An 18,898-nucleotide genomic window follows, 5' to 3' on the forward strand; every position below is an offset into this window, starting at 1 on the left:
GTTTGAAGACTATCCCGGTTCCTGTACATTGCTCAATACAAGGTACAAACAAACAATAACACCCAAATGAAACGCAGGGAACGCTACCAACTCTACTGTAGATACACTTACTCCCGCCCTCAGCATCCCAATGATCATGGCTGTGATGGAGGTTAGGAGAGCAGCGGCTTTCACTATGACTACAGAAGCAAGCAGATAACCATAAGGCCGCCTGCGAATGAGCAGTAACCCGGTAATTGCCGTGAGCGGAACAACAATAGCTAAATCGAGTGCCTGAATCACTAATGTGCTGTAATGCTCCAACCCTACAGGGGCTGTCCCTTGCCGTAAAGAACTAGCAAGCCTGCCCAGCCATAACATCATAATCATAAACGCGATAAACAGCAGGAAAACGCCGATGCTTGTGGCCGGTAAACTGTGTTTAAAATAACGTTCTACCTTCTCCCGCTCGAGGGACAACAGTGTCAGAATAAAAGCAAATAAGCTGGCTGAGAACAACATGACATAGATTAGAAACAGGTGATTGTACATAGACAGGAAGCTGTAAGACGCATAAGTATATGTAAAATATCCCAAAGCTCCAGCTAACAGCAAACGTCCTCTGACCCTCCCTTTGAAGCTCATAACCAGTGACACAACCAGCAAAGGAACCCCCAATACCAGCGTAACTCCATCCTGGGCTATAGCCTGAGCAGCTGCGGAAACTGAATCGTGTTTATATATCCCACTACCATATAATTCGACCTTGTCACCCCAGATAGAGGTAAAAGATTCAGACCTTCTTGCCGCCTCCGGGCCGTGACCTGACAGCAATCCGTACCCCGACGCAATTATCGCTAGGAGAATAATTAAACCCGTTAAAATGCCAACTGACCGTCTATATTCCATCGGCGTCTCCCCCTGGTCGAATAGTCAAGCAGAAACGGCTTTGCCGTCCTTTTAAAGGACGGCACCGTTCCAGCCCCCCCGCAATTAGAAGCATGGCCTCAACATGCCGCGCGATCAGGGTCTCCTTCTGCTCCTCAGGCAGCTCTTTCTCGACGGTCAGCCTCATGATCAGTCCAAATGCCGCGCTCCAGATCACCTGGGCGGTAAGCTCCATTTCCTCCTCTTTACGGGCATCCATCCCTTTGAATTGGCGAAGAATACTGCAGAGCATGCTGATCGCATTGCGCTCCAGTGCAGCCCCTTTATGCAGCACTGCCGTGTGGTTAAGCACAGCTGGTGAATCATTCAGTATCACATTCCGGTACTGGGATTCCTCCGCTGTTGTCACCCGAATGAACTGCGACAGCGACTGGCTTAGCTTCTCCTCAGCCGATTCTTCATTCTGCGAAGTGTGTAATCGGGCTGTTAGCCCATCAATCAACTCCCTGTACCCCTGCTGTAGAAGCTGCTCGACAATAGCCTCCTTTCCCTGAAAATAGTGATAAATGATTCCGGCGGAATAGTCCATCCGTTTAGCAATCTTGCGGATAGATAACTGCTTGATCCCCTTCTCGGCCACCAGCTCACCGGCTGTTGTCAGAATCAAATGACGCATCGCTTCGCGTTCCTGCTCTTGCCTTTGTTCTTTGCTCATGATTTCAAAATTCCTCCATTTGCGTTTAGATCAGCAAATTTAACACTGCAATGTTTTTAAACAGTGTTCAATATACATTATATGGAACTATACTGCTGCGGGATGTGATTATTTTGACATTCTTAAGGAATCTCATTTCCAAACTGTATAATTTCCTAACAGAAATAAAGCCTGAGATAGCCCCGGCGGGCATCCCAAGCTTTAGATTTATCATTCAGTTGCCGAATTAAGTCAACATAATTATTGAATAAAATTTGGAAACATTTTGCTCATTCGAAACGTCTAATCATAGTACATCAGGTTAGGTTCACCTCTGCCATTCGCGTTTACTTCACATCATATAACTTTGTCACTTCTGGAGCAAGCCGCCTGCCTCTCATTCCCGGTGCAGCACAAAACATGATAAGATAGATTAGACCGCAACACTTCAAACCTAAGCAAACTATGAAAAAGGTGATTGTTATCAGCATCCAAAAAAACAGCGACCGGAAAAATCTCGACCAGAGGCTGCATCTTATGCCATGGTTTGTACAGCAATTCATTGACTATAAACGGCCGGATCTGTCGCCTTCAACCCTACTGGAGTATATCCGCGATTATGAATCTTTTTTTGGGTGGCTGCGTGTGGAAGGACTGTCAACGGCCGGCAGCAATGCTGAAATCACTCTGCTTGATCTGGAAACACTTCATATGGACAGTATTGTCGGCTACCGGCTGCATTTAACTACCCGCGCCGAAGGAACGAACACCCGGGTGACGGTATCCCGCAAGCTGTCCGCTCTGCGCTCCCTCTTCCATTACCTGAGCCAGATTGCCGAAGATGAGAATTTCTACCCGCTGCTGAAGCGCAATATTATGGCCAAGGTGGAAATCAAACGCATTCATAAACCGAAAGATACCGCAGCCAAGCTAAAGGGGAAAATTCTCGAAGACGAGGAACTGCTGGAATTTGTGGGCTACATCTATGAAGGTTATGGCAGAGATGTTGAGGCTAACAAGCAGGCACATTACTCCTTTCAGTTGAACCGGGAACGGGATGCCTGCATCGCCAGTCTGATCTTGAATTCCGGCTTGCGTGTATCCGAGGTGGTTAATCTCAACGTGGATGATCTGGATGTGAACAACAAGCTGCTTTATGTATACCGCAAGGGCAATAATGACGAGACCTTCAAGACACCTGTGTATTTCCGCGAGCAGGCCAAGGATGATCTCTCGCTGTATCTAAGTCTCCGCCAGGCCCGCTACAAGACGCCAAAGAGGGAAAAGGCGTTGTTCATTGCATTGCCCAATGGCAGCCAGGAAGGGAAACGGATGACAAAACGGGCGATTCAAGAGATGATTATCAAATACGCCAAGCGTTTCGGAAAGCCCTATTTGACTGTGCACAAGCTGAGGCACTCTTTCGCCACAGACTATTATCTGCAAAATGATATCTACAAAACTAAGGAGCAGCTCGGACACGCTTCGACCGAAACTACCGAAGTCTATGCCCATCTTACGGACAAAACGATGTCCGAAGCGATTGAGCGGCGTGTGGAAAGCTGATGGCATCGCTGCTGCTCTGTAGGAAACATGTGACGCTGCATTCGAGCGGAGTTTTGTTCTAATGCTGAAGAGTATTTAATTTTTATTATTGTAAGGAGCATACCTATGTCAGAGTATTACAATTATTCACCATCCGGCCCAGCCGGAGCTTCTCTCTATTTGCAATCGGACTGCGAGAACTGTTTTGGCTTATGCTGTGCGGCACTGCCCTTCGCGGTTTCGGTAGACTTCGCGATGAACAAGAACGCCGGACAGCCCTGTCCCAATCTGCAGACGGACTTCCGTTGCGGTATTCATACCGCGCTAAGAGACAAGGGCTTTCGGGGCTGCACAGTGTATGACTGCTTTGGGGCAGGCCAAAAGATATCCCAAATCACCTACGGCGGTAAGGACTGGCGGCAAGCTCCCAAAACATCATCACAGATGTTCGAAGTATTCCCGGTAATGCGTCAGCTACATGAACTGCTGTGGTATCTCACCGAAGCACTTCATTTCCAGTCAGCCGCCCCGCTTCATAGTGCACTGTCAACCGCTCTGGAGAAGACCGAACAACTCACGAACCTGAAGGCCGAGGCGCTGCTGGAGCTGGATGTTGCTGCTCACCGGGGGGAAGTCAACGAACTGCTCCTGCGTACCAGTGAACTTGTGCGTGATGCGGCCCGCCGGGAGCTGAAGTCGGTTCCCAAACGACAAGCAAAATATGGCCGCGGCGCGGATCTGATTGGAGCCAAACTGAAGGGTGCGGATCTGCGGTGCGTAAGCCTGCGGGGGGCCTATCTCATCGCTGCTGATCTCAGTGGAGCAAATCTGCAGGCTGCTGACCTCATTGGCGCAGATTTCCGGGACACTAACCTAAGCGGAGCGGATCTGACCGGCAGCCTGTTTCTTACACAGGCACAGCTTAATGCAGCCAAGGGCAATACCTTAACCAAGCTGCCTCCAGCGCTTGCCCGTCCTGGTCACTGGACGTAGGATCTTCAACAATAGCAGCCCCAGTCTTCCGTTACCATGGAGGACTGGGGCTGCTGCTCCTTGCGACCCGATTTTGAATAGACGGTTCAATGAGGCGCGGACAGAATTCTTCGGGTTTTCTTTTGTGAATTTTTCATATGTTGAAATTTTGAAAATAAGTCCGTTGTTGCCACAAAAATTCAGCGATTGCCGCACTGTCGTTGATGCTGAAATGCCGGATTCCCGGCTCTATCCGCACTTTGTCCTTCATTTCCTCCCAAAATGCGGCAGCGACCTTATTCTGGGCATTGTTCAGCAGGCTCAGGTCTTCTTCGTTATGAACCAGTACTATTTTAGGATAAGCTTCATGTTTGAAGCCCTCAACGAGCACATAATCATAGCTGGAAAAAGCTGAAATCAGCTCTGCCAAACTACTGCTGCGTTCTTCGATCACCGATGTCTTTCTGCCGCTGGTGATGGCAATTGCGGATGCTCCGGCCTGCCGTTGCTGCCAGGTATCTGTCCCCGGATGATCCATATCATAGTCATGGGCATCATGTTTGATCACCGCCACCGTGCAGCCGTGCCGCTGCAGCAGGGGAATCAAGTCACAGATCAGCGTAGTTTTGCCGCTGTTTTTATAGCCGACGATCTGGCATACGGCAGGTGGACTCTTGTCGCCTCCGCCATTCGATTCCTCACCCGTTCGAGGACTTCCCGCGGGAACCCGGCTTGTCCTGCCTGCATTTCTGCTGCAGGTATTGCTGTTCTTGCCCTTTCCATTCCTGCCTCGTCCTAGCCTTGAGTTGCCAATGTTCAGCCGCGCAAAGTCCCGGCCTGTTTCACTTCTTTTCTTGCTCCGCTTCATCACGTTCCTGCTTCACCCCTGATCTCTAGTTCCGCACGCTCCCGCATGGCTGCCAGAGTCCATTCAGCCCTGAAGTTCTCCCGGCAGCTTCAGCACCCTTACTTTGGCGCCAGAGCTTAAACCGCGTTCTTCCGGCGGAACGACAATCAGACAATCGCTGTCCTTGATCGTTACCATGACCGATGATTCGTCGATTGCTGCCGGATAGGCATACAAACAGCCATCACGGAATTCCAGCCTTGCGCGCACATAACGTGTATAATTGTTCACCTTCGAATAATCTGCACCTAGCACAGCCGTCCATTCCGGCAAAAAGGGCAGCGTAGCACCCTGCATCAGGGAAATGACCGGCCGCGCAAACAGATGAAAACCTACGAAGCAGGCTCCGGGATTGCCGGACAGTGCCAGCAGCAGTTTGCCTCCGCGAACAGCGGCTGTTGTGACGCTGCCCGGGCGCATCGTAACTTTATTAAATAGCATGTCGCCGCTGTTCTCCCGGACCAGATCACCCATAATATCGTAATCCCCCACAGATACCCCGCCCGTAGTGATCACCATGTCATAGCTATCCAGAGCCATTTGCACTTTGCTCCGGGCCAGCTCCAAGTCATCTATGATCGCACCCAGCATGACAGGCTCACCCCCGGTCTCCCGCACCAGCGCTTCCAGCATCGGTGAGTTGCTATTGCGGATTTTGCCGGGTTGAAGTGGCTCATCTACCTCCAAAAGCTCAGTACCCGTAGCGAAAATCCCGATCTTAGGCCGTCTAAGTACTTTGACGGTATGTACTCCAAGCGCTGCCAGCGCAGCGATTTCACCCGCAGCAATCTTCCCTCCTGATCGAAGTACAAGCGCTCCTTCCTTCAGTTCAAAACCCTGCGGAGTAATATTGCGGCCGGCCTGCTGCGGCTTGCGGAGTCCGACAAAACTTTTGCCATCGGCTTCCCGGCTTTCCGTGATCTCCAGCATCACAACCGTATCCGCACCTTCGGGCACCTGCGCCCCTGTCATAATTCGCGCGGCTGTTCCGGACGTTATACTCACAGCAGGTACAGCTCCGCATGGAATATCATCGACGACTTCCAGCCAGACTACGCGGTCCTGCCCGCAATCCTTGGTATCCCCGGCGATCAGCGCATACCCGTCCATCCCTGAGCGGTTAAATGCCGGAAAAGGATGCGGCGCAATCACCGGCTCGGCCAAAAAACGCCCGCAGCTCTGATTCAGCGGTACTTCCTCACCATCCAGCAATTTTGCATATTCAATCACCCGGGCTTGCGCTTCTTTAACCTGGAGTGCTTTTCGATGAAATTTATGATCCGGTGTATCCTGTCTGCTATTCATAAGAACCCTCCGTCCTCTGTCTCATGTGGCACCATGTGCCTACTGTTTGCTGCTCCGGTACAGAACTATTTTAACATGAGACCCGGGAAAGTGATATTTGGATATGAGTGTCTGCTCTCGGTACGTCCCGCTTAGCTTTGCGAGACGAAGCAAAAAGGATACCCGCTATAGAAGCGAAGGTATCCTCTAATCCCCATTTGGGATATAAATACAGATGTTGAATTACGAAGCCCGGATCACTTTGACATCTCCCGGAATTACTTTCTCGCCCTCATAGAGCATAAACCGCCCGTTCTGCCATTCCACCCGCAGCAGCCGGTAATCATCGGACTGGTACTGCCAGACATGCTGCTCTCCGCCATTGACATACGGCGTCTGTCCTGTTACCGCTGCGAACCCTTCGTATTCTTCCTCCAGGTGGAACGTGTAACCATCCAGCTCCAGCGTAGAAGGTACCTCGGCAGGATCATCCAGCCGCCCGTCAATCGGTTGATACAGACTGTACTGCAGCTGTTCACGCTCCTCAATATACAGATAGGAGATCTTGCTTCCGTCGCGGAGTGTCAAGACAACCGCATTGCGGCCGCTGGTTTTCGTCCGTCCTGTTACTTCATAAGTAACCAGTGACACTTCGCAAATATCTCCCGGGGAGAGATTCAGCATACTTTTTGGTGCAGCCGGTGCTTCTGTTTTGGAAAAAAGATTACCAATACGTTTCCATATACTCAAACTCCATCATTCCTCCTGTTATATTTAACCTCGTATATAAGCCGCAATAATTAATGCCCCCGTTACATGCAGCGAGCCAGCCAATAATCCATAACCGATTTTGCCCAGCTGGGTGCCATAATCAAGATTTAGCTTACCCCAGCGGCTCAGCAGCAGGCGGACTGTCTTTTCAAGGAAAAACAAAAGAACAAAGGAAACTATGGAGACAATAAGCGCATCTCCCAGACCCTTTGAAGTGGAAATGGAAGCCGATAATATGTAGGCTTGTGCCAGCAGTTTCAGTACGAAACGCGTTGTGACCGCCATATTGCCTGCCTTCAGTTCCTCTAAATCATTATAACGGGTAAACAGCGAATCCACGAACATCAGTACACATAGAAGCACTGCGCCGCTCACCGTCCATACAACCATGGACACCAGTGTTTGGAAATCCATTGCTTTAGCCCCCGCTTATTCAGATTGCTGCTCTATCCGACCACATAGAGAAGGCGAAGGAGAAACCGCTAGTTCCGTCTCCCCTTCGCCTGTGAACACCGGCTTTAGGACCGGTAAGTCCATATCCTATTGTTTGTCGTATTGCTTCATCAGCGCAGCCAGCTCATCTTCTACAGCTTGGTCCTTGCCCAGCTTCTCGAATTCATCGTCAAGTGATTTATTGCCCGAGCTCATCTCATTGCTGGCTTCTGCCTGAGCTTCAGCTTGCAGCATCTTTTCTTCCATGCGCTTCAGTCCGGCGGAAGCCGAGTCAGAGCTGAAACCGCTCATTGCCTTATTGATTTCAGTTTGCGCCTTGGCGGCATTGAAGCGGGCTACCAAAGTCTCACGTTTGTTCTTCATCTCGGTGAGCTGTTTGCGCATTTCCTCCAGTTTGGCACGCAGGTTGTCGGCCGAAGCTTTATTCTGATCGAAGCTTGTTTTGTACTCCACCAGCTTGACTTCAGCAGATTTCTTCTCTTCCAGCGCGCGGCGGGCCAGATCGGCATTGCCGGCTTGAGCTGCCGTATGCGCCTGCTGGTTGCGCTTGGCTACAAGTGCTTCCTGCTCTTCATACAGCTGTTTGAATTTCTTCTCGATGGCGATCTGGGCAGCTACCGCTTTCTCAGCATCCTCCAAATCCTCGGTCATATCACGGATATATTGGTCCGTCATTTTGACCGGGTCTTCCGCCTTGTCAATAATCGCATTCACATTGGACATGGTCAAATCACGCAATCTTTTAAATATAGACATCGGTTCATTCCTCCAAAATAAAAGTTAATTGCTCATTTGGTATCTTTTACGCAGAGTGTCGAGAATCGTTTCAAATTTATTGCGTTAAATATTGATCTACCTTGCTGTTTACGATTTCTACAACTTTAGTGATGTCCTCTTTGCTCAAATCATCATAATGAATGCCCATAACCACCGTGACCGTCTTGCCCAGTGCAGCCGATACCTTGAGCGCGATGGCTTCACTGATTGTATGCTCTTTGTGATGGGGGACGGCAGAGGTGGATACGCTGATGTTATCACCGTCAACATATGCGGTGCTTGCCGCACCGATATGGCGGACCCCTCCGGTAATGAGCAGCAGTAAATCACGGCCTACAGCTATTGCAGACAGTTCAATGTCTTCTGGATGGAACTCATAAGCAACCAACCCGATCTCCCCCTTCCCATTATATTAACCTTGAAGCACGAAGATATCTCAGGTCAGCGGAAAAACAGTACGTGCAAAACTTGGGATAGCTCACACAATACCGCGGATCTCGTCCAGGGAAGAAATGTTCTCAGCTAGCATGAACTGCTGCAGTTCTTCCACAAGCGTGCTTCCTGCCCGCAGGTTCATGAAATTATAGGTTCCAACCTGGATAACCGTTGCTCCGGCCATAATAAATTCTATAATATCCGTTGCCGAGGTAATTCCGCCCATACCGATTACCGGAATGGACACCCGTTTCGCTACCTGATGCACCATACGCAGCGCCACCGGCTTGATCGCCGGACCGGACAGTCCGGCATACAGATTATTGAACACGCTGCGGCGGCGGCGGACATCGATCTTCATCCCTGAGATCGTGTTAATCAGCGAAACCGCATCTGCCCCCTCTTCCTGGCACATCTCAGCCATTTCGGCGATATCCTCGGCGTTCGGTGACAGCTTCACGGCGAGCGGAAGTTTCGTTGCTGCTCTGACCGCACGCACGACCTCCTGTGCAGCAGGAGTCTTGACACCGAAAGCGATACCTCCTTCTTTTACATTGGGGCAGGAAATATTAAGCTCTATCATGTCCACCGCAGTTGTGCCGGCTAGACTCCGGGCTTCGGCATCCCGCTGGATCAGCTCGGCGCCGAGTACATAATCATGCAATGTATTGCCGCCAAGATTCACGATCCGTGCAGTGTCCAGTGTCTCCCAATATGGAAGTTCCTTGGCCAGAAACCCTTCCACTCCAGGGTTCTCCAGACCGACACTGTTCAGCATGCCGGAAGCCGTCTCATAGACGCGAACACCGGGGTTTCCAGCCTTGGCGTTAAGTGTAAGACCTTTGCCGGAGATTCCTCCCAGCATGGACACATCGTAAAGCTTGCCATACTCACGGCCGAAGCCGAAAGTGCCGGAGGCCATGACGATCGGATTCTTGAAATGTACGCCTGCTATATTTGCAGTTAAATTAATCATGGAAGAGCACCTCCTCCGCCAAAAAGACCGGACCGTCCGCACATGCCTTACGCTGCCCGTCTCGGCAGGACACACTGCATACGAGACATGCACCTATCCCGCAGGCCATCCGGTTCTCCAGTGAAAGATACACACCCGGTTTTTTGCCTGCTGTCTCGGCTGCGAAGCCTTTTAATTGCGCTGCTTTCAGCATGGGATGCGGTCCACAGACAAAAATATGATCATAGCTGGTAAAATCAACACTGTCGAGAATCAGGCCGCCGACATTGACCGTCAGCTCCGCCGCCAAGGGACGAAATGCTTCCGTACGGAAGGCTTCCCGGCTGAATCCCAAATAAATATCGCTGCCCGGAAGCTTCTGCGCACAGTAATAAAGCGGAGCAATGCCAATCCCCCCGCCTACCAGAGCAACCTTCCCCTCAACTTCGGGAAAGCCATTGCCAAACGGCCCTTCAAGATCAATGTTATCTCCGGGTGTCAGACCGGCAAAGATTTCAGTTCCTTCCCCGACCACATGATAGAGAAATTCGACACCGTCATCGTTTACTTGATGTATGCTAAGCGGTCTGGACAACAGCGGATAGGCTCCCCATGCCCGCAACATGTAGAATTGACCCATTTCACCGCCGTAATTCCCTTCAACCCGAAGGTGGTACACTCCATCAGCCAGCCGCTCGTTAGTTATAACTGTCGCCACGTTATCAAGCTCCTTCAAATTTAATCTTATTAACCATGCCCTAGAAGGAGTATAAAATCTGTGACATATTTCACATTGGTAGAGTGCTATTTTCTGTGCCATACCCCGCGCTCATAGGGTTTCGGCACATTCGCTTTGTCTACCCCGCCAAGCGCTTCCTCAGCATGCAGCGCCCAGTAAGGGTCACTGAGCATTGCCCGGCCAATAGCCACGAGTTCCGCCTTCTCTTCGGCAACTACGGACTGGGCTTCTGCGTAGTTCTCAAGACGTCCTACCGCTATAACCGGAACCTGCAGGCCGCTTCTGATATATTCAGCGAGATCCACCTGATAAGCCGGACCCGCGTTAGGTCCACCATTAGAGCCGACCGGTCCTTCTCCGCCAGAAGATACATGGAAGATATCTACGCCAGCGTCTTTATACCGGCGGCAAATGTCCAGAGCATAGGCTTCATCATAGCCGCCTTCGACATATTCTCTGGCTGATACTCTCATCAGCAGCGGCATCTCTGCGGGCAATACTTCTCTAACTGCTTGGACCACTTGTTCGCCGAACAGTGCCAAATCAGCTCCGTACTCATCTTCTCTGACGTTGGTGAGCGGGGAATGGAACTGATGAATCAGGTATCCATGGGCACCGTGGATCTCTACCGTGTCAAAACCGGCTTCCACTGCTCTGCGTGCGCCCTCACGGTAAGCCAAGACAAGCTCTGCGATCTCTTCTTTGGAGAGGGCCTGAGGTATTTTGGACTTCTCATCGAACGGAATTGCCGACGGAGCAACCGGCGGCTCCGCATCCAGCGCCTTGCGGCCTGCATGACCTAACTGAATAGCAATTTTGGCGCCGTACGCATGGACCCCATCCGTAATCTTGCGGTAGGCCGCTATCTGGTCATCGCTCCAGATCCCGGTGTCGTGGTTAGTGATTCGCCCGTCCGGATGCACACCGCTCATCTCTACAATAATAAAGCCGGTTCCGCCAACGGCGCGGCTGACATAATGCACGAAATGCCAATCATCCGGTATTCCGTCCTGCTTGTGCACCGCATACTGGCACATCGGGGGCATAACTATCCGATTCTTTAAAACTAAGGCCTTCAATTCATAAGGCTTGAATAAATCAGTCATTTCCGATTCCAACCTTTCCGGTGATCCGTTTTATAGTGGAAGCGAATCTCCCATTTCATTAGTATACACGTAAAATTCACGGCAATAAATCTCAACCTGTGAGCATGGAGTCCGGCATAAATTAGCCTTCGCTTGGGGATAACAAGGGAGAAACCGCAGTGAGCGAAGTTACATAGGAGGTGTGGATGAATGGATAAGCTGTTAAAAGGGCGGAAACTGCTCATTCTCTTAGCAATTACAATGGTTCTGCTTAGCCCCGTGACCTCTGCAGAGCTTGTTTCAGCCTCTCCTCCCCTGCTGCAGCAACCGGAAGAGAACGGAACCCCTCAGCCACAAAATGCTGCCGAAGACGAAGTAGAGGCTATTGCACCCGGTTCTTCTTCTTCCGCAGCGGCTGCCCGGCGGCAAAAACGCAGCAAAACTCTGACTCTAAGTCAGCTGATGCGCAAATATCCGGAGACGATCAAGACCCAGGGGCCCCGGAACAGGATGATCGCCCTGACGTTTGATGATGTTCCTGATCCGCGTTTCACACCGCAGCTGCTGGATGTTCTCCGCAAATACCATGTGAAAGCGACCTTTTTTGTCGTCGGAAGCCGGGCTGAGAAACATCCTGCACTGGTGCAGCGGATGATCAGGGAAGGCCATGTTGTCGGCAACCACTCTTATAATCATCCGGAATTCGGGAAGCTTAGTGTAAATGAATTCCGGACACAAATTGTGCGTACCGAAAATATTATTGCTGCCCTTGCCGGGTATAAGCCACGATTAATTCGCCCGCCGTATGGGGATGTCAGTGAGCAACAGCTCAAATGGGCAAAAAGTCACGGCTACAAGCTGATCAATTGGAATGTTGATTCTTTGGACTGGCGGGGGTTGTCCAAATCGCAGGTAAGAAACAACATTCTGTCCCATGCGGGCAAGGGGGCGATTGTGCTGCAGCACGGCGGCGGCGGCCAGGGAAGTAATCTTCGGGGGACGATCCAGGCGCTCCCGGAAGTTATCAATATCTTGCGCAAGCGGGGTTATACTTTTGTAACCGTCCCCCAAATGCTTCAGATTGATAAAAATAAATAACTATTTTAGTGGCTATAGCCTCTAGGTTGTTCTTTATTTCAACTGATATAGCAAAAGCTTCGCCTTCCATCTAGAACCGCTGTCGTTTTTTTGAAATTAAAAAAGGAAACGAGCTGCCATGATCTGCGGCATTCATCGTTTCCTTTTGAGTGTGGCTTAATAGCGGCATGGAGCCGTTAAAGCTGACTATTCAATAATGTACAAATTCACGTACTGAAATCCAAAATCCGATACGAAGCTTTGGCTTCCGGGAATAAAGATATCTATACGGTTGCCTTTGATCGCACTTCCCATATCCGTGGCCGTGGCCAGAAATGCCTGCTTCGGCAGCCCGGGATGCGAATGTCCGGTCACCAGCACCTTCGTGCCGAGCGGAATCACATTCGGATCTACAGCAATCGTGCCCAGCTTAAGCGCATCGCCGAAATAATCGACCGCCCCCCATTTGCCGTTCTCACTGGCTGCCGAGGAGTAGGCTGTAGCTTTGGCCTGAATAATTTTGGCATAGTTGAATTCTTTACCCCAGGCTTGGACTGTATTGGATTCCTTCTCCACGTTCAGGCTGGTCGAAATGACGGAAGCTGGGGACGAGGTGTCTGCAGCGGCAATAAGTTTATTCTCACGTGGTATGGTGAGCTTAAGCCCCGGATAAATATTCACGCTCGCAACCGACTTGTTGGCATTCATGAGTTCATCGACACCGATACCGTAATAGTTCGATAGTGTATAATAGGTGGTAGTTTCTCCTGCAATATGTACGCTGTCCGCCTTGGCGGGGACTGCATGCAGCAGTGTACTGATGCCAACGGCAGCAGCAAGGGCTGTAATGGCTCTGAATCTGATCTTCATATTTGCCTCCTTCATTAGTGGGTGCAAGAGGGTTCCCGTGAGGGAATATCTCGCACCAAGATAACTCTGGACGTATGTACCTTTTTCTTTGCCGGCATATCCAGTGCAGTTGTTTGTAAACTAACAGTATTGAATATATCACAATTTTGTAACCAATGCCTAAGAAATTGTTACCATTCTGATAGAATTTACTTTTTCTCCACGCAACGAAAGGAATACTATTACATAGAAATCATATATTCTCAATATATTAAGAGATTTTTTAAGATATTCGGATATTATCCGCGAAAATTTTACACAGATTTAACAATTCCCCCTTCGGCAAATAGTAGAATGGTAGAATACGATAAAGTTATTAAGACATTGAAGCACACTTGGAGGGTCTATGAACGCAGAAGAGAAAAAAAACAACCATAGCAGTCCAGCTACTGCTTACCTCAACCGGGACTTAAGCTGGATCGAATTTAACCGCCGCGTACTGCTTGAAGCGCAGGATCTGGACAATCCGCTGATGGAACGCGCGAAATTCCTCGCGATCGTATCCAGCAATCTGGATGAGTTCATCAGTGTGCGTGTAGCCGGAATTCAGGATCAGATTAGAGCCGGCTATACGAAAAAAGATTTTACCGGCTATACCCCCTCCGGATTGTATAAACGTCTGATCAAGCGGGTCACCAAAATTATTGCCGACCAATACCGCACCTTCCGCGATATCTCCCGGCATTTGCATAAAGAAGGCATTGTCTTTGTTAACTACGAGGATCTGACTCATGCTCAGGAGTTGTCGATTGAGCAGTATTACCGCGACATTATTTTCCCTGTTCTGACTCCGATGGCCGTTGACCAGAGCCGTCCGTTTCCGCTTGTGCACAGCCAGTTCATCTATCTGGCCGTGGTACTGACCCGTAAGAACAGCCAGGAAGAGGATCCCTATTTCGCCATCCTGCAGATCCCTTCCAACCTGCCGCGGTGCATTCCGCTACCTCACCGTTCCAACAGCAAAAAACGGCAGTTCGTCTTTATTGAGGATGTTATCCGCCATCATATTCAAACGTTATTCAGCGGCTATGAGCCGGTAGCAGTCAGCGAGTTCCGCCTAACCCGCAACTCTGATCTGACGATTGATGAGGAAGGCGCAGAGGATTTGCTCGAGGAGATTGAAAAGGAGCTGCGCAAACGCCGCCGTGGTGTTCCCGCCCGGCTTGAGGTGCAAAAAGGGATTCATCCTTATGCCCTTGAACAGCTGCAGGCCGAATTCGAGCTTGAGGATTTTGTCTTTGAAATTGATGGGCCCCTTGACCTCGGGTTCCTGCGGGGATTCGCAGGCAGCCTGAAGGGCTTCAGTTACCTGTTTGATGCTCCGATAGTGCCGCAATATCCGGCGGAATTTGAGGAGAATGAAGATTTCTTCGAAGTGCTGAGCGAGCGCGATGTGCTTGTGTACCATCCATACGAATCCTTTGATGCGATGAGCGACTTTATTATTCAGGCCTCCGAGGATGAGCATGTCATGGCCATCAAGATGACCCTGTACCGGGTCAGCGGCAACTCGCCGCTGATTACCGCCCTGGCCAATGCCGCAGAATCGGGCAAACAGGTTACCGTGGTAGTAGAGCTGAAAGCCCGCTTTGACGAAGAGCGGAACATTGCCTGGGCACGCAAGCTGGAACAATCCGGCTGCCATGTCGTCTATGGCCTGGTCGGGCTCAAAACGCATGCTAAAGTGACGCTGATCGTCCGCCAGGAAGGGAACGAGCTGCGCCGCTATGTACATGTCGGTACCGGGAACTACAATGACAGCACAGCCAAAGCCTACACCGACCTCAGCCTGTTCACTGCCAATAATGAAATTGGGCTGGATGCCTCAGAGCTGTTCAACCAAATGACCGGTTATTCCGCCAATTATGACTGGAATGCCTTCATCGTCGCTCCGACCAACATGAGCCTGTCGCTGCAAAAGCTGATTCTCCGCGAAGCCGAGCACGCGGCAGCCGGCAGACCGGCACGGATTATAGCCAAGATGAACTCTTTATCCAATCAGGAGGTCATCGACAGCCTGTACAGTGCAGCCCAGGCCGGTGTTTCCATCGATTTGATTGTACGCGGCGTCTGCTGCCTGCGCCCGGGCATTGAAGGCCTCAGTGAGCGGATCACAGTCCGCAGCATCGTTGACCGTTTTCTTGAGCATTCACGCATCTATTATTTCGAGAATGGCGGCAAGCCGGAAGTGTATTTATCCAGCGCCGACTGGATGACACGCAATTTGACCCGGCGGATAGAACTGATGTGTCCGGTGTTGGACAGCGGCATCCGCAAGCAGATCGTCAAGATCCTTGATCTGTCGCTGAAGGATAACGTGAAAGCCAGCTTCCTTCAGCCGAATGGATATTACGAACGGCCAGACGACAAAAAGGCTCCCTTCCGGAGCCAATTAGCCGCTTTGGAGGTCAGTCATTGGAAAGGGAGCCGAGCTTTACCTTCACCGACCAAGCATTCTTAAATGCTTTTAGGGCATTCTCAATGTCTTCCTGTCCGATATGCACCTCACCTACACCCTCAAGCTCCAGATGAAGAGTATTGCCGTGCAGCTCAGCATTCAATCCGCGGATTACACCGATCTCGGTGCTGTCCAGAGCAATGCTAAGCTGTACGAGCGTACCCAGCTTATGAATCCACTCCTCGTCGGAAGCCAGTAAAATGTCCTTATGTGTCTGGGACAATTTCTGCTTCCGGCTTTTTGTGCTGTAGGAAGCAATAAGCGCACTGAGAATCAATTGCCGGTGAGTAAGACCCCGAATCGGTGAATTCATCAGCCAGTAGCGTGTATGCCGTTTCGACTGGTAGTAGTTAATATTCGACCCTGTCCGGTGCAGCATGATGGAGACATAGATCAGCATCTTCTGCTCTTCGTGGTCACCTTCATGTCCCAATGCGCCAAACAGACTCATCGCCAGCTTGCAGATATGTTCCAGATGCCCTTTAGAAGTGCGGATATCGAAGCGGATTATCGTATCCAGACTGAACTCCAGCGCACTGTCACACACCGGCTGCTCAGGATTTAAGAGGTCGTGCAGCATGCCTTCCCGCAAACCTTCCCCGCTGATGAGTGCCTGACTGGCTCGGATATAGTTGTATACCGTATGGAAAATGACCAGCCCCGACACAATGATGTCCGCCCGGCTTTTGGACAACCCTTCCATATCTTTCCGTTTCTCATAAGGCGTATCAGGCAGTATCTCCATAAACCGGTCTATCGTTTCACTGGAGAGTACATAACCATGAGAATTCGGCAAGGAATACTCCCTCATCTTCTGGTCCAGCTTGCCTAATGAACGGAGCGTTCCCCCGAGGCCGTATAACGGCAGACCAGCACTGGTGCCCAGCCACTCATGCTCGACCAGCCTGCCGGTCACATAAGCCTGGAGCTTCTTCACTTGTTCGCTGTTCCAGTTGCCTTGGTGGCTGAACATGAGGTTGGTGTTGACCGCACCGAATGGAAAGGAGATGCTGTGCTGATAACGTCGTCCGCGGAACAGGGTAACCTCCGTACTGCCGCCGCCAATATCAATCACGAATCCGTCCTGCACATCAAAGGCATTAATGACGCCAAGAAATCCAAAGTAAGCTTCCTGATAGCCGCTGATCACCTCAATTGGAATCAAGGAAGCCTCCGAAAGATATGTAATGATCTCGGAAGAATTTGCGGCGTTGCGAATGGCCGCTGTCGCTCCTGCACGGATCCTATCCACCTCAAAAGCGCTGCAAATCTCCTTAAACTGGCGCAAGACAGGAATAATGGTGTCCATATCTTTCCGCTCGAGCCTGCCCTCTTTTGTAATCTTCTCACTTAACCGGGCAGAGTATTTGCACTCCTTGATGATTTTGTAACCTCCTTGCCGCGTTGTATCATAAATCACAAGACGAATGGAGTTGGAACCAATATCAATGATGCCTATCCGGCAGAGATCATCGCTCATCTGTATGTACCCCCTTCAAGTTGATCGAGCATATCTATATACTATATCACCCATTTAGGTCTTAACCAAAAGCAAAACGGCCGCCGGAGTTGTTTCCAAGGGCCGTTTAGTGCGTTTCTATAAGACTTTGCTGAGGAAATCCCGGGTCCGGTCATGTTTCGGATGGCCGAAGACTTCCGCAGGTGTCCCCTGTTCTACGATATAGCCGCCGTCCATAAAAAGAATCCGGTCGCCCACTTCACGGGCAAAGCCCATTTCATGAGTGACAATAACCATCGTCATCCCATCTTCGGCCAGCTTCTTCATCACTTCCAGCACCTCCCCGACCATCTCAGGGTCAAGCGCCGATGTCGGCTCATCGAAGAGCATCACATGCGGCTGCATGGCCAGTGCACGGGCGATGGCGATCCGTTGTTTCTGCCCGCCGGAGAGCTGAGCCGGGTAAGCATCGCGTTTATCTTCAAGCCCAACCGTCCGTAGCAGCTCCATCGCAATTTTTTCAGCTTCCGCCGGCTGCTGCTTTTTTACTTTGAGCGGAGCAAGCATGATATTCTGCAGCACCGATTTGTGCGGGAACAGGTTGAACTGCTGGAACACCATGCCCATTTTTTCACGGGTCACATTAATATCATGTTTCTTCGCTGTGATGGACTCGCCTTCAAAGGTGATTTCTCCCCCAGTGGGCTGCTCCAGCAGATTCAGACAGCGCAAAAAGGTGCTTTTGCCGGAGCCGCTGGGTCCGATGACCACCACAACTTCGCCTTTTTGGATTTCGAGGTCAATGCCCTTCAGGATTTCCAGCTTGCCAAAATGTTTTTGCAGGTTGTTAACGGCGATCATCCGTATTCAGCCTCCTTTCGAGAATGCCAAGCAGCTTAGATAAAGTGAATGTAAGGATGAAATACATAATGGAGATGATGATCAGCGGTGTAAGCCCCTCATAAGTAATGGCTGTAATATTTCTGGCCTGGAAAAGAAGATCCGCCACCCCGATCATCGACACAATGGACGACTCCTTAATGATCGTAATGAACTCATTGCCGATAGCCGGCAGCACATTCTTCAGCGCCTGGGGAAGCACAATGTAGCGCATGGTCATCCCTTGTTTCATCCCGAGAGAACGGGCTGCTTCCATTTGGCCGCGGTCCACGCCTTGAATACCGGCACGGAAGATCTCGGCCAGATAAGCCGAACTGTTAATCGTGAGCGTAATCGCACCGGACTGAATCGCCGAAAATTCCAGACCTAATTCTACTAAGCCGTAATGGATGAGAAAGAGCTGTACCAGCATTGGCGTACCGCGCAGAAATTCAACCCACGCAGTAGCGATAAACCGCAGTACGCTCCACTTGGACATGCGCAGCAGAGAAACTATAATTCCCAGTACAAAGCCGCAGAGTACCCCAATCAATGCCAGCAGCAAGGTGTATTTTAAGCCGGAGAAAAAAAGATTGCGGTATTCATATGCCATATCGAATAGATTCATTGCA

Annotated in this window: 19 protein-coding genes; 4 read left to right on the forward strand and 15 right to left on the reverse strand. The window is 50.5% G+C overall.

Annotated elements, in window-relative coordinates; genetic code table 11:
• Positions 1 to 9: 9 nt before the first annotated feature.
• Both H70357_RS19135 and H70357_RS19140 read right to left on the reverse strand, forming a co-directional pair.
• Positions 10 to 888, reverse strand: coding sequence for a hypothetical protein (locus H70357_RS19135; protein ID WP_081965855.1), 879 nt, complete (start codon positions 886 to 888; stop codon positions 10 to 12).
• Positions 878 to 1,582 carry a TetR/AcrR family transcriptional regulator gene (locus H70357_RS19140; RefSeq protein ID WP_038592803.1) on the reverse strand — a complete coding sequence of 235 codons (705 nt, stop codon included), beginning with the start codon at positions 1,580 to 1,582 and terminating at the stop codon, positions 878 to 880. The genes H70357_RS19135 and H70357_RS19140 overlap by 11 nt, the downstream gene beginning before the upstream one ends.
• Positions 1,583 to 2,044: 462 nt before the next feature.
• Between H70357_RS19140 and xerS the strand changes: the two genes are divergently transcribed.
• Together xerS and H70357_RS19150 are read left to right on the forward strand one after the other, a co-directional pair.
• Positions 2,045 to 3,127, forward strand: a complete 1,083-nt coding sequence (gene xerS / locus H70357_RS19145) for a tyrosine recombinase XerS (RefSeq protein WP_038599968.1) — start codon at positions 2,045 to 2,047, stop codon at positions 3,125 to 3,127.
• Positions 3,128 to 3,232: 105 nt separating this feature from the next.
• A complete protein-coding gene (locus H70357_RS19150; RefSeq protein WP_038592806.1) occupies positions 3,233 to 4,099 on the forward strand; it encodes a pentapeptide repeat-containing protein in 867 nt (288 codons plus the stop codon).
• Positions 4,100 to 4,232: 133 nt separating this feature from the next.
• Here the strand turns inward: H70357_RS19150 and mobB are convergent, their stop codons facing one another.
• From mobB to H70357_RS19195, 9 genes are all read right to left on the reverse strand, one after another.
• Complete coding sequence (gene mobB, locus H70357_RS19155) at positions 4,233 to 4,946, reverse strand: molybdopterin-guanine dinucleotide biosynthesis protein B (protein WP_052092130.1); 714 nt, start codon at positions 4,944 to 4,946, stop codon at positions 4,233 to 4,235.
• Positions 4,947 to 5,009: 63 nt separating this feature from the next.
• Positions 5,010 to 6,290, reverse strand: coding sequence for a molybdopterin molybdotransferase MoeA (locus tag H70357_RS19160; protein WP_038592809.1), 1,281 nt, complete (start codon positions 6,288 to 6,290; stop codon positions 5,010 to 5,012).
• 222 nt (positions 6,291 to 6,512) lie between these two features.
• Positions 6,513 to 7,019, reverse strand: a complete 507-nt coding sequence (locus H70357_RS19165) for a DUF4178 domain-containing protein (protein WP_038592812.1) — start codon at positions 7,017 to 7,019, stop codon at positions 6,513 to 6,515.
• A 24-nt stretch (positions 7,020 to 7,043) separates the two neighbouring features.
• Positions 7,044 to 7,454, reverse strand: a complete 411-nt coding sequence (locus H70357_RS19170) for a DUF350 domain-containing protein (protein ID WP_038592815.1) — start codon at positions 7,452 to 7,454, stop codon at positions 7,044 to 7,046.
• Positions 7,455 to 7,580: 126 nt separating this feature from the next.
• The gene (locus H70357_RS19175) at positions 7,581 to 8,249 is read right to left on the reverse strand and encodes a PspA/IM30 family protein (protein WP_038592818.1); all 669 of its coding nucleotides are present in this window, start codon (positions 8,247 to 8,249) and stop codon (positions 7,581 to 7,583) included.
• 76 nt (positions 8,250 to 8,325) lie between these two features.
• The gene (locus H70357_RS19180; RefSeq protein WP_038592821.1) at positions 8,326 to 8,658 is read right to left on the reverse strand and encodes a prenylated flavin chaperone LpdD; all 333 of its coding nucleotides are present in this window, start codon (positions 8,656 to 8,658) and stop codon (positions 8,326 to 8,328) included.
• A 90-nt stretch (positions 8,659 to 8,748) separates the two neighbouring features.
• On the reverse strand, positions 8,749 to 9,681 hold the full coding sequence (locus tag H70357_RS19185) for a dihydroorotate dehydrogenase (protein WP_038592824.1): 933 nt from the start codon (positions 9,679 to 9,681) through the stop codon (positions 8,749 to 8,751).
• Positions 9,674 to 10,378 (reverse strand): dihydroorotate dehydrogenase electron transfer subunit, encoded by a 705-nt coding sequence (locus H70357_RS19190; RefSeq protein WP_038592827.1) that lies wholly within the window; start codon positions 10,376 to 10,378, stop codon positions 9,674 to 9,676. Before H70357_RS19190 ends, H70357_RS19185 begins: the two co-directional genes overlap by 8 nt.
• Positions 10,379 to 10,464: 86 nt before the next feature.
• Positions 10,465 to 11,505 (reverse strand): NADH:flavin oxidoreductase/NADH oxidase, encoded by a 1,041-nt coding sequence (locus tag H70357_RS19195; RefSeq protein WP_038599973.1) that lies wholly within the window; start codon positions 11,503 to 11,505, stop codon positions 10,465 to 10,467.
• 189 nt (positions 11,506 to 11,694) lie between these two features.
• On the opposite strand from H70357_RS19195, the gene H70357_RS19200 reads away from it, so the two are divergent.
• Positions 11,695 to 12,582 carry a polysaccharide deacetylase family protein gene (locus tag H70357_RS19200; protein ID WP_038592830.1) on the forward strand — a complete coding sequence of 296 codons (888 nt, stop codon included), beginning with the start codon at positions 11,695 to 11,697 and terminating at the stop codon, positions 12,580 to 12,582.
• A 186-nt stretch (positions 12,583 to 12,768) separates the two neighbouring features.
• Here the strand turns inward: H70357_RS19200 and H70357_RS19205 are convergent, their stop codons facing one another.
• The gene (locus H70357_RS19205) at positions 12,769 to 13,431 is read right to left on the reverse strand and encodes a 3D domain-containing protein (RefSeq protein WP_038592833.1); all 663 of its coding nucleotides are present in this window, start codon (positions 13,429 to 13,431) and stop codon (positions 12,769 to 12,771) included.
• 385 nt (positions 13,432 to 13,816) lie between these two features.
• Here H70357_RS19205 and ppk1 point away from each other — a divergent pair, with 385 nt between their 5' ends.
• Entirely contained in the window at positions 13,817 to 15,931 is a 2,115-nt protein-coding gene (gene ppk1, locus H70357_RS19210) for a polyphosphate kinase 1 (protein WP_038592836.1), read from the forward strand.
• On the opposite strand, the gene H70357_RS19215 is transcribed toward ppk1, so the two are convergent.
• From H70357_RS19215 to H70357_RS19225, 3 genes are all read right to left on the reverse strand, one after another.
• Complete coding sequence (locus H70357_RS19215; protein ID WP_038592839.1) at positions 15,879 to 17,408, reverse strand: Ppx/GppA phosphatase family protein; 1,530 nt, start codon at positions 17,406 to 17,408, stop codon at positions 15,879 to 15,881. The genes ppk1 and H70357_RS19215 overlap by 53 nt on opposite strands.
• A gap of 117 nt (positions 17,409 to 17,525) precedes the next feature.
• The gene (locus H70357_RS19220) at positions 17,526 to 18,248 is read right to left on the reverse strand and encodes an amino acid ABC transporter ATP-binding protein (protein WP_038592842.1); all 723 of its coding nucleotides are present in this window, start codon (positions 18,246 to 18,248) and stop codon (positions 17,526 to 17,528) included.
• Entirely contained in the window at positions 18,235 to 18,894 is a 660-nt protein-coding gene (locus H70357_RS19225; RefSeq protein ID WP_038592845.1) for an amino acid ABC transporter permease, read from the reverse strand. The genes H70357_RS19220 and H70357_RS19225 overlap by 14 nt, the downstream gene beginning before the upstream one ends.
• Positions 18,895 to 18,898 lie beyond the last annotated feature (4 nt).

Origin of the sequence: Paenibacillus sp. FSL H7-0357, assembly GCF_000758525.1 — a bacterium.
Taxonomy (GTDB): domain Bacteria; phylum Bacillota; class Bacilli; order Paenibacillales; family Paenibacillaceae; genus Paenibacillus_AQ.

Bases quoted from the DNA above. Each gene is read 5' to 3' on its own strand.
- H70357_RS19170 (WP_038592815.1), bottom strand. From the start codon at position 7,454: ATGGATTTCCAAACACTGGTGTCCATGGTTGTATGGACGGTGAGCGGC.
- H70357_RS19195 (WP_038599973.1), bottom strand. From the start codon at position 11,505: ATGACTGATTTATTCAAGCCTTATGAATTGAAGGCCTTAGTTTTAAAG.
- H70357_RS19205 (WP_038592833.1), bottom strand. From the start codon at position 13,431: ATGAAGATCAGATTCAGAGCCATTACAGCCCTTGCTGCTGCCGTTGGC.
- H70357_RS19225 (WP_038592845.1), bottom strand. From the start codon at position 18,894: ATGAATCTATTCGATATGGCATATGAATACCGCAATCTTTTTTTCTCC.
- H70357_RS19140 (WP_038592803.1), bottom strand. From the start codon at position 1,582: ATGAGCAAAGAACAAAGGCAAGAGCAGGAACGCGAAGCGATGCGTCAT.
- H70357_RS19135 (WP_081965855.1), bottom strand. From the start codon at position 888: ATGGAATATAGACGGTCAGTTGGCATTTTAACGGGTTTAATTATTCTC.
- H70357_RS19160 (WP_038592809.1), bottom strand. From the start codon at position 6,290: ATGAATAGCAGACAGGATACACCGGATCATAAATTTCATCGAAAAGCA.
- ppk1 (WP_038592836.1), top strand. From the start codon at position 13,817: ATGAACGCAGAAGAGAAAAAAAACAACCATAGCAGTCCAGCTACTGCT.
- H70357_RS19220 (WP_038592842.1), bottom strand. From the start codon at position 18,248: ATGATCGCCGTTAACAACCTGCAAAAACATTTTGGCAAGCTGGAAATC.
- H70357_RS19185 (WP_038592824.1), bottom strand. From the start codon at position 9,681: ATGATTAATTTAACTGCAAATATAGCAGGCGTACATTTCAAGAATCCG.
- H70357_RS19215 (WP_038592839.1), bottom strand. From the start codon at position 17,408: ATGAGCGATGATCTCTGCCGGATAGGCATCATTGATATTGGTTCCAAC.
- H70357_RS19150 (WP_038592806.1), top strand. From the start codon at position 3,233: ATGTCAGAGTATTACAATTATTCACCATCCGGCCCAGCCGGAGCTTCT.
- H70357_RS19200 (WP_038592830.1), top strand. From the start codon at position 11,695: ATGGATAAGCTGTTAAAAGGGCGGAAACTGCTCATTCTCTTAGCAATT.
- mobB (WP_052092130.1), bottom strand. From the start codon at position 4,946: ATGAAGCGGAGCAAGAAAAGAAGTGAAACAGGCCGGGACTTTGCGCGG.
- H70357_RS19175 (WP_038592818.1), bottom strand. From the start codon at position 8,249: ATGTCTATATTTAAAAGATTGCGTGATTTGACCATGTCCAATGTGAAT.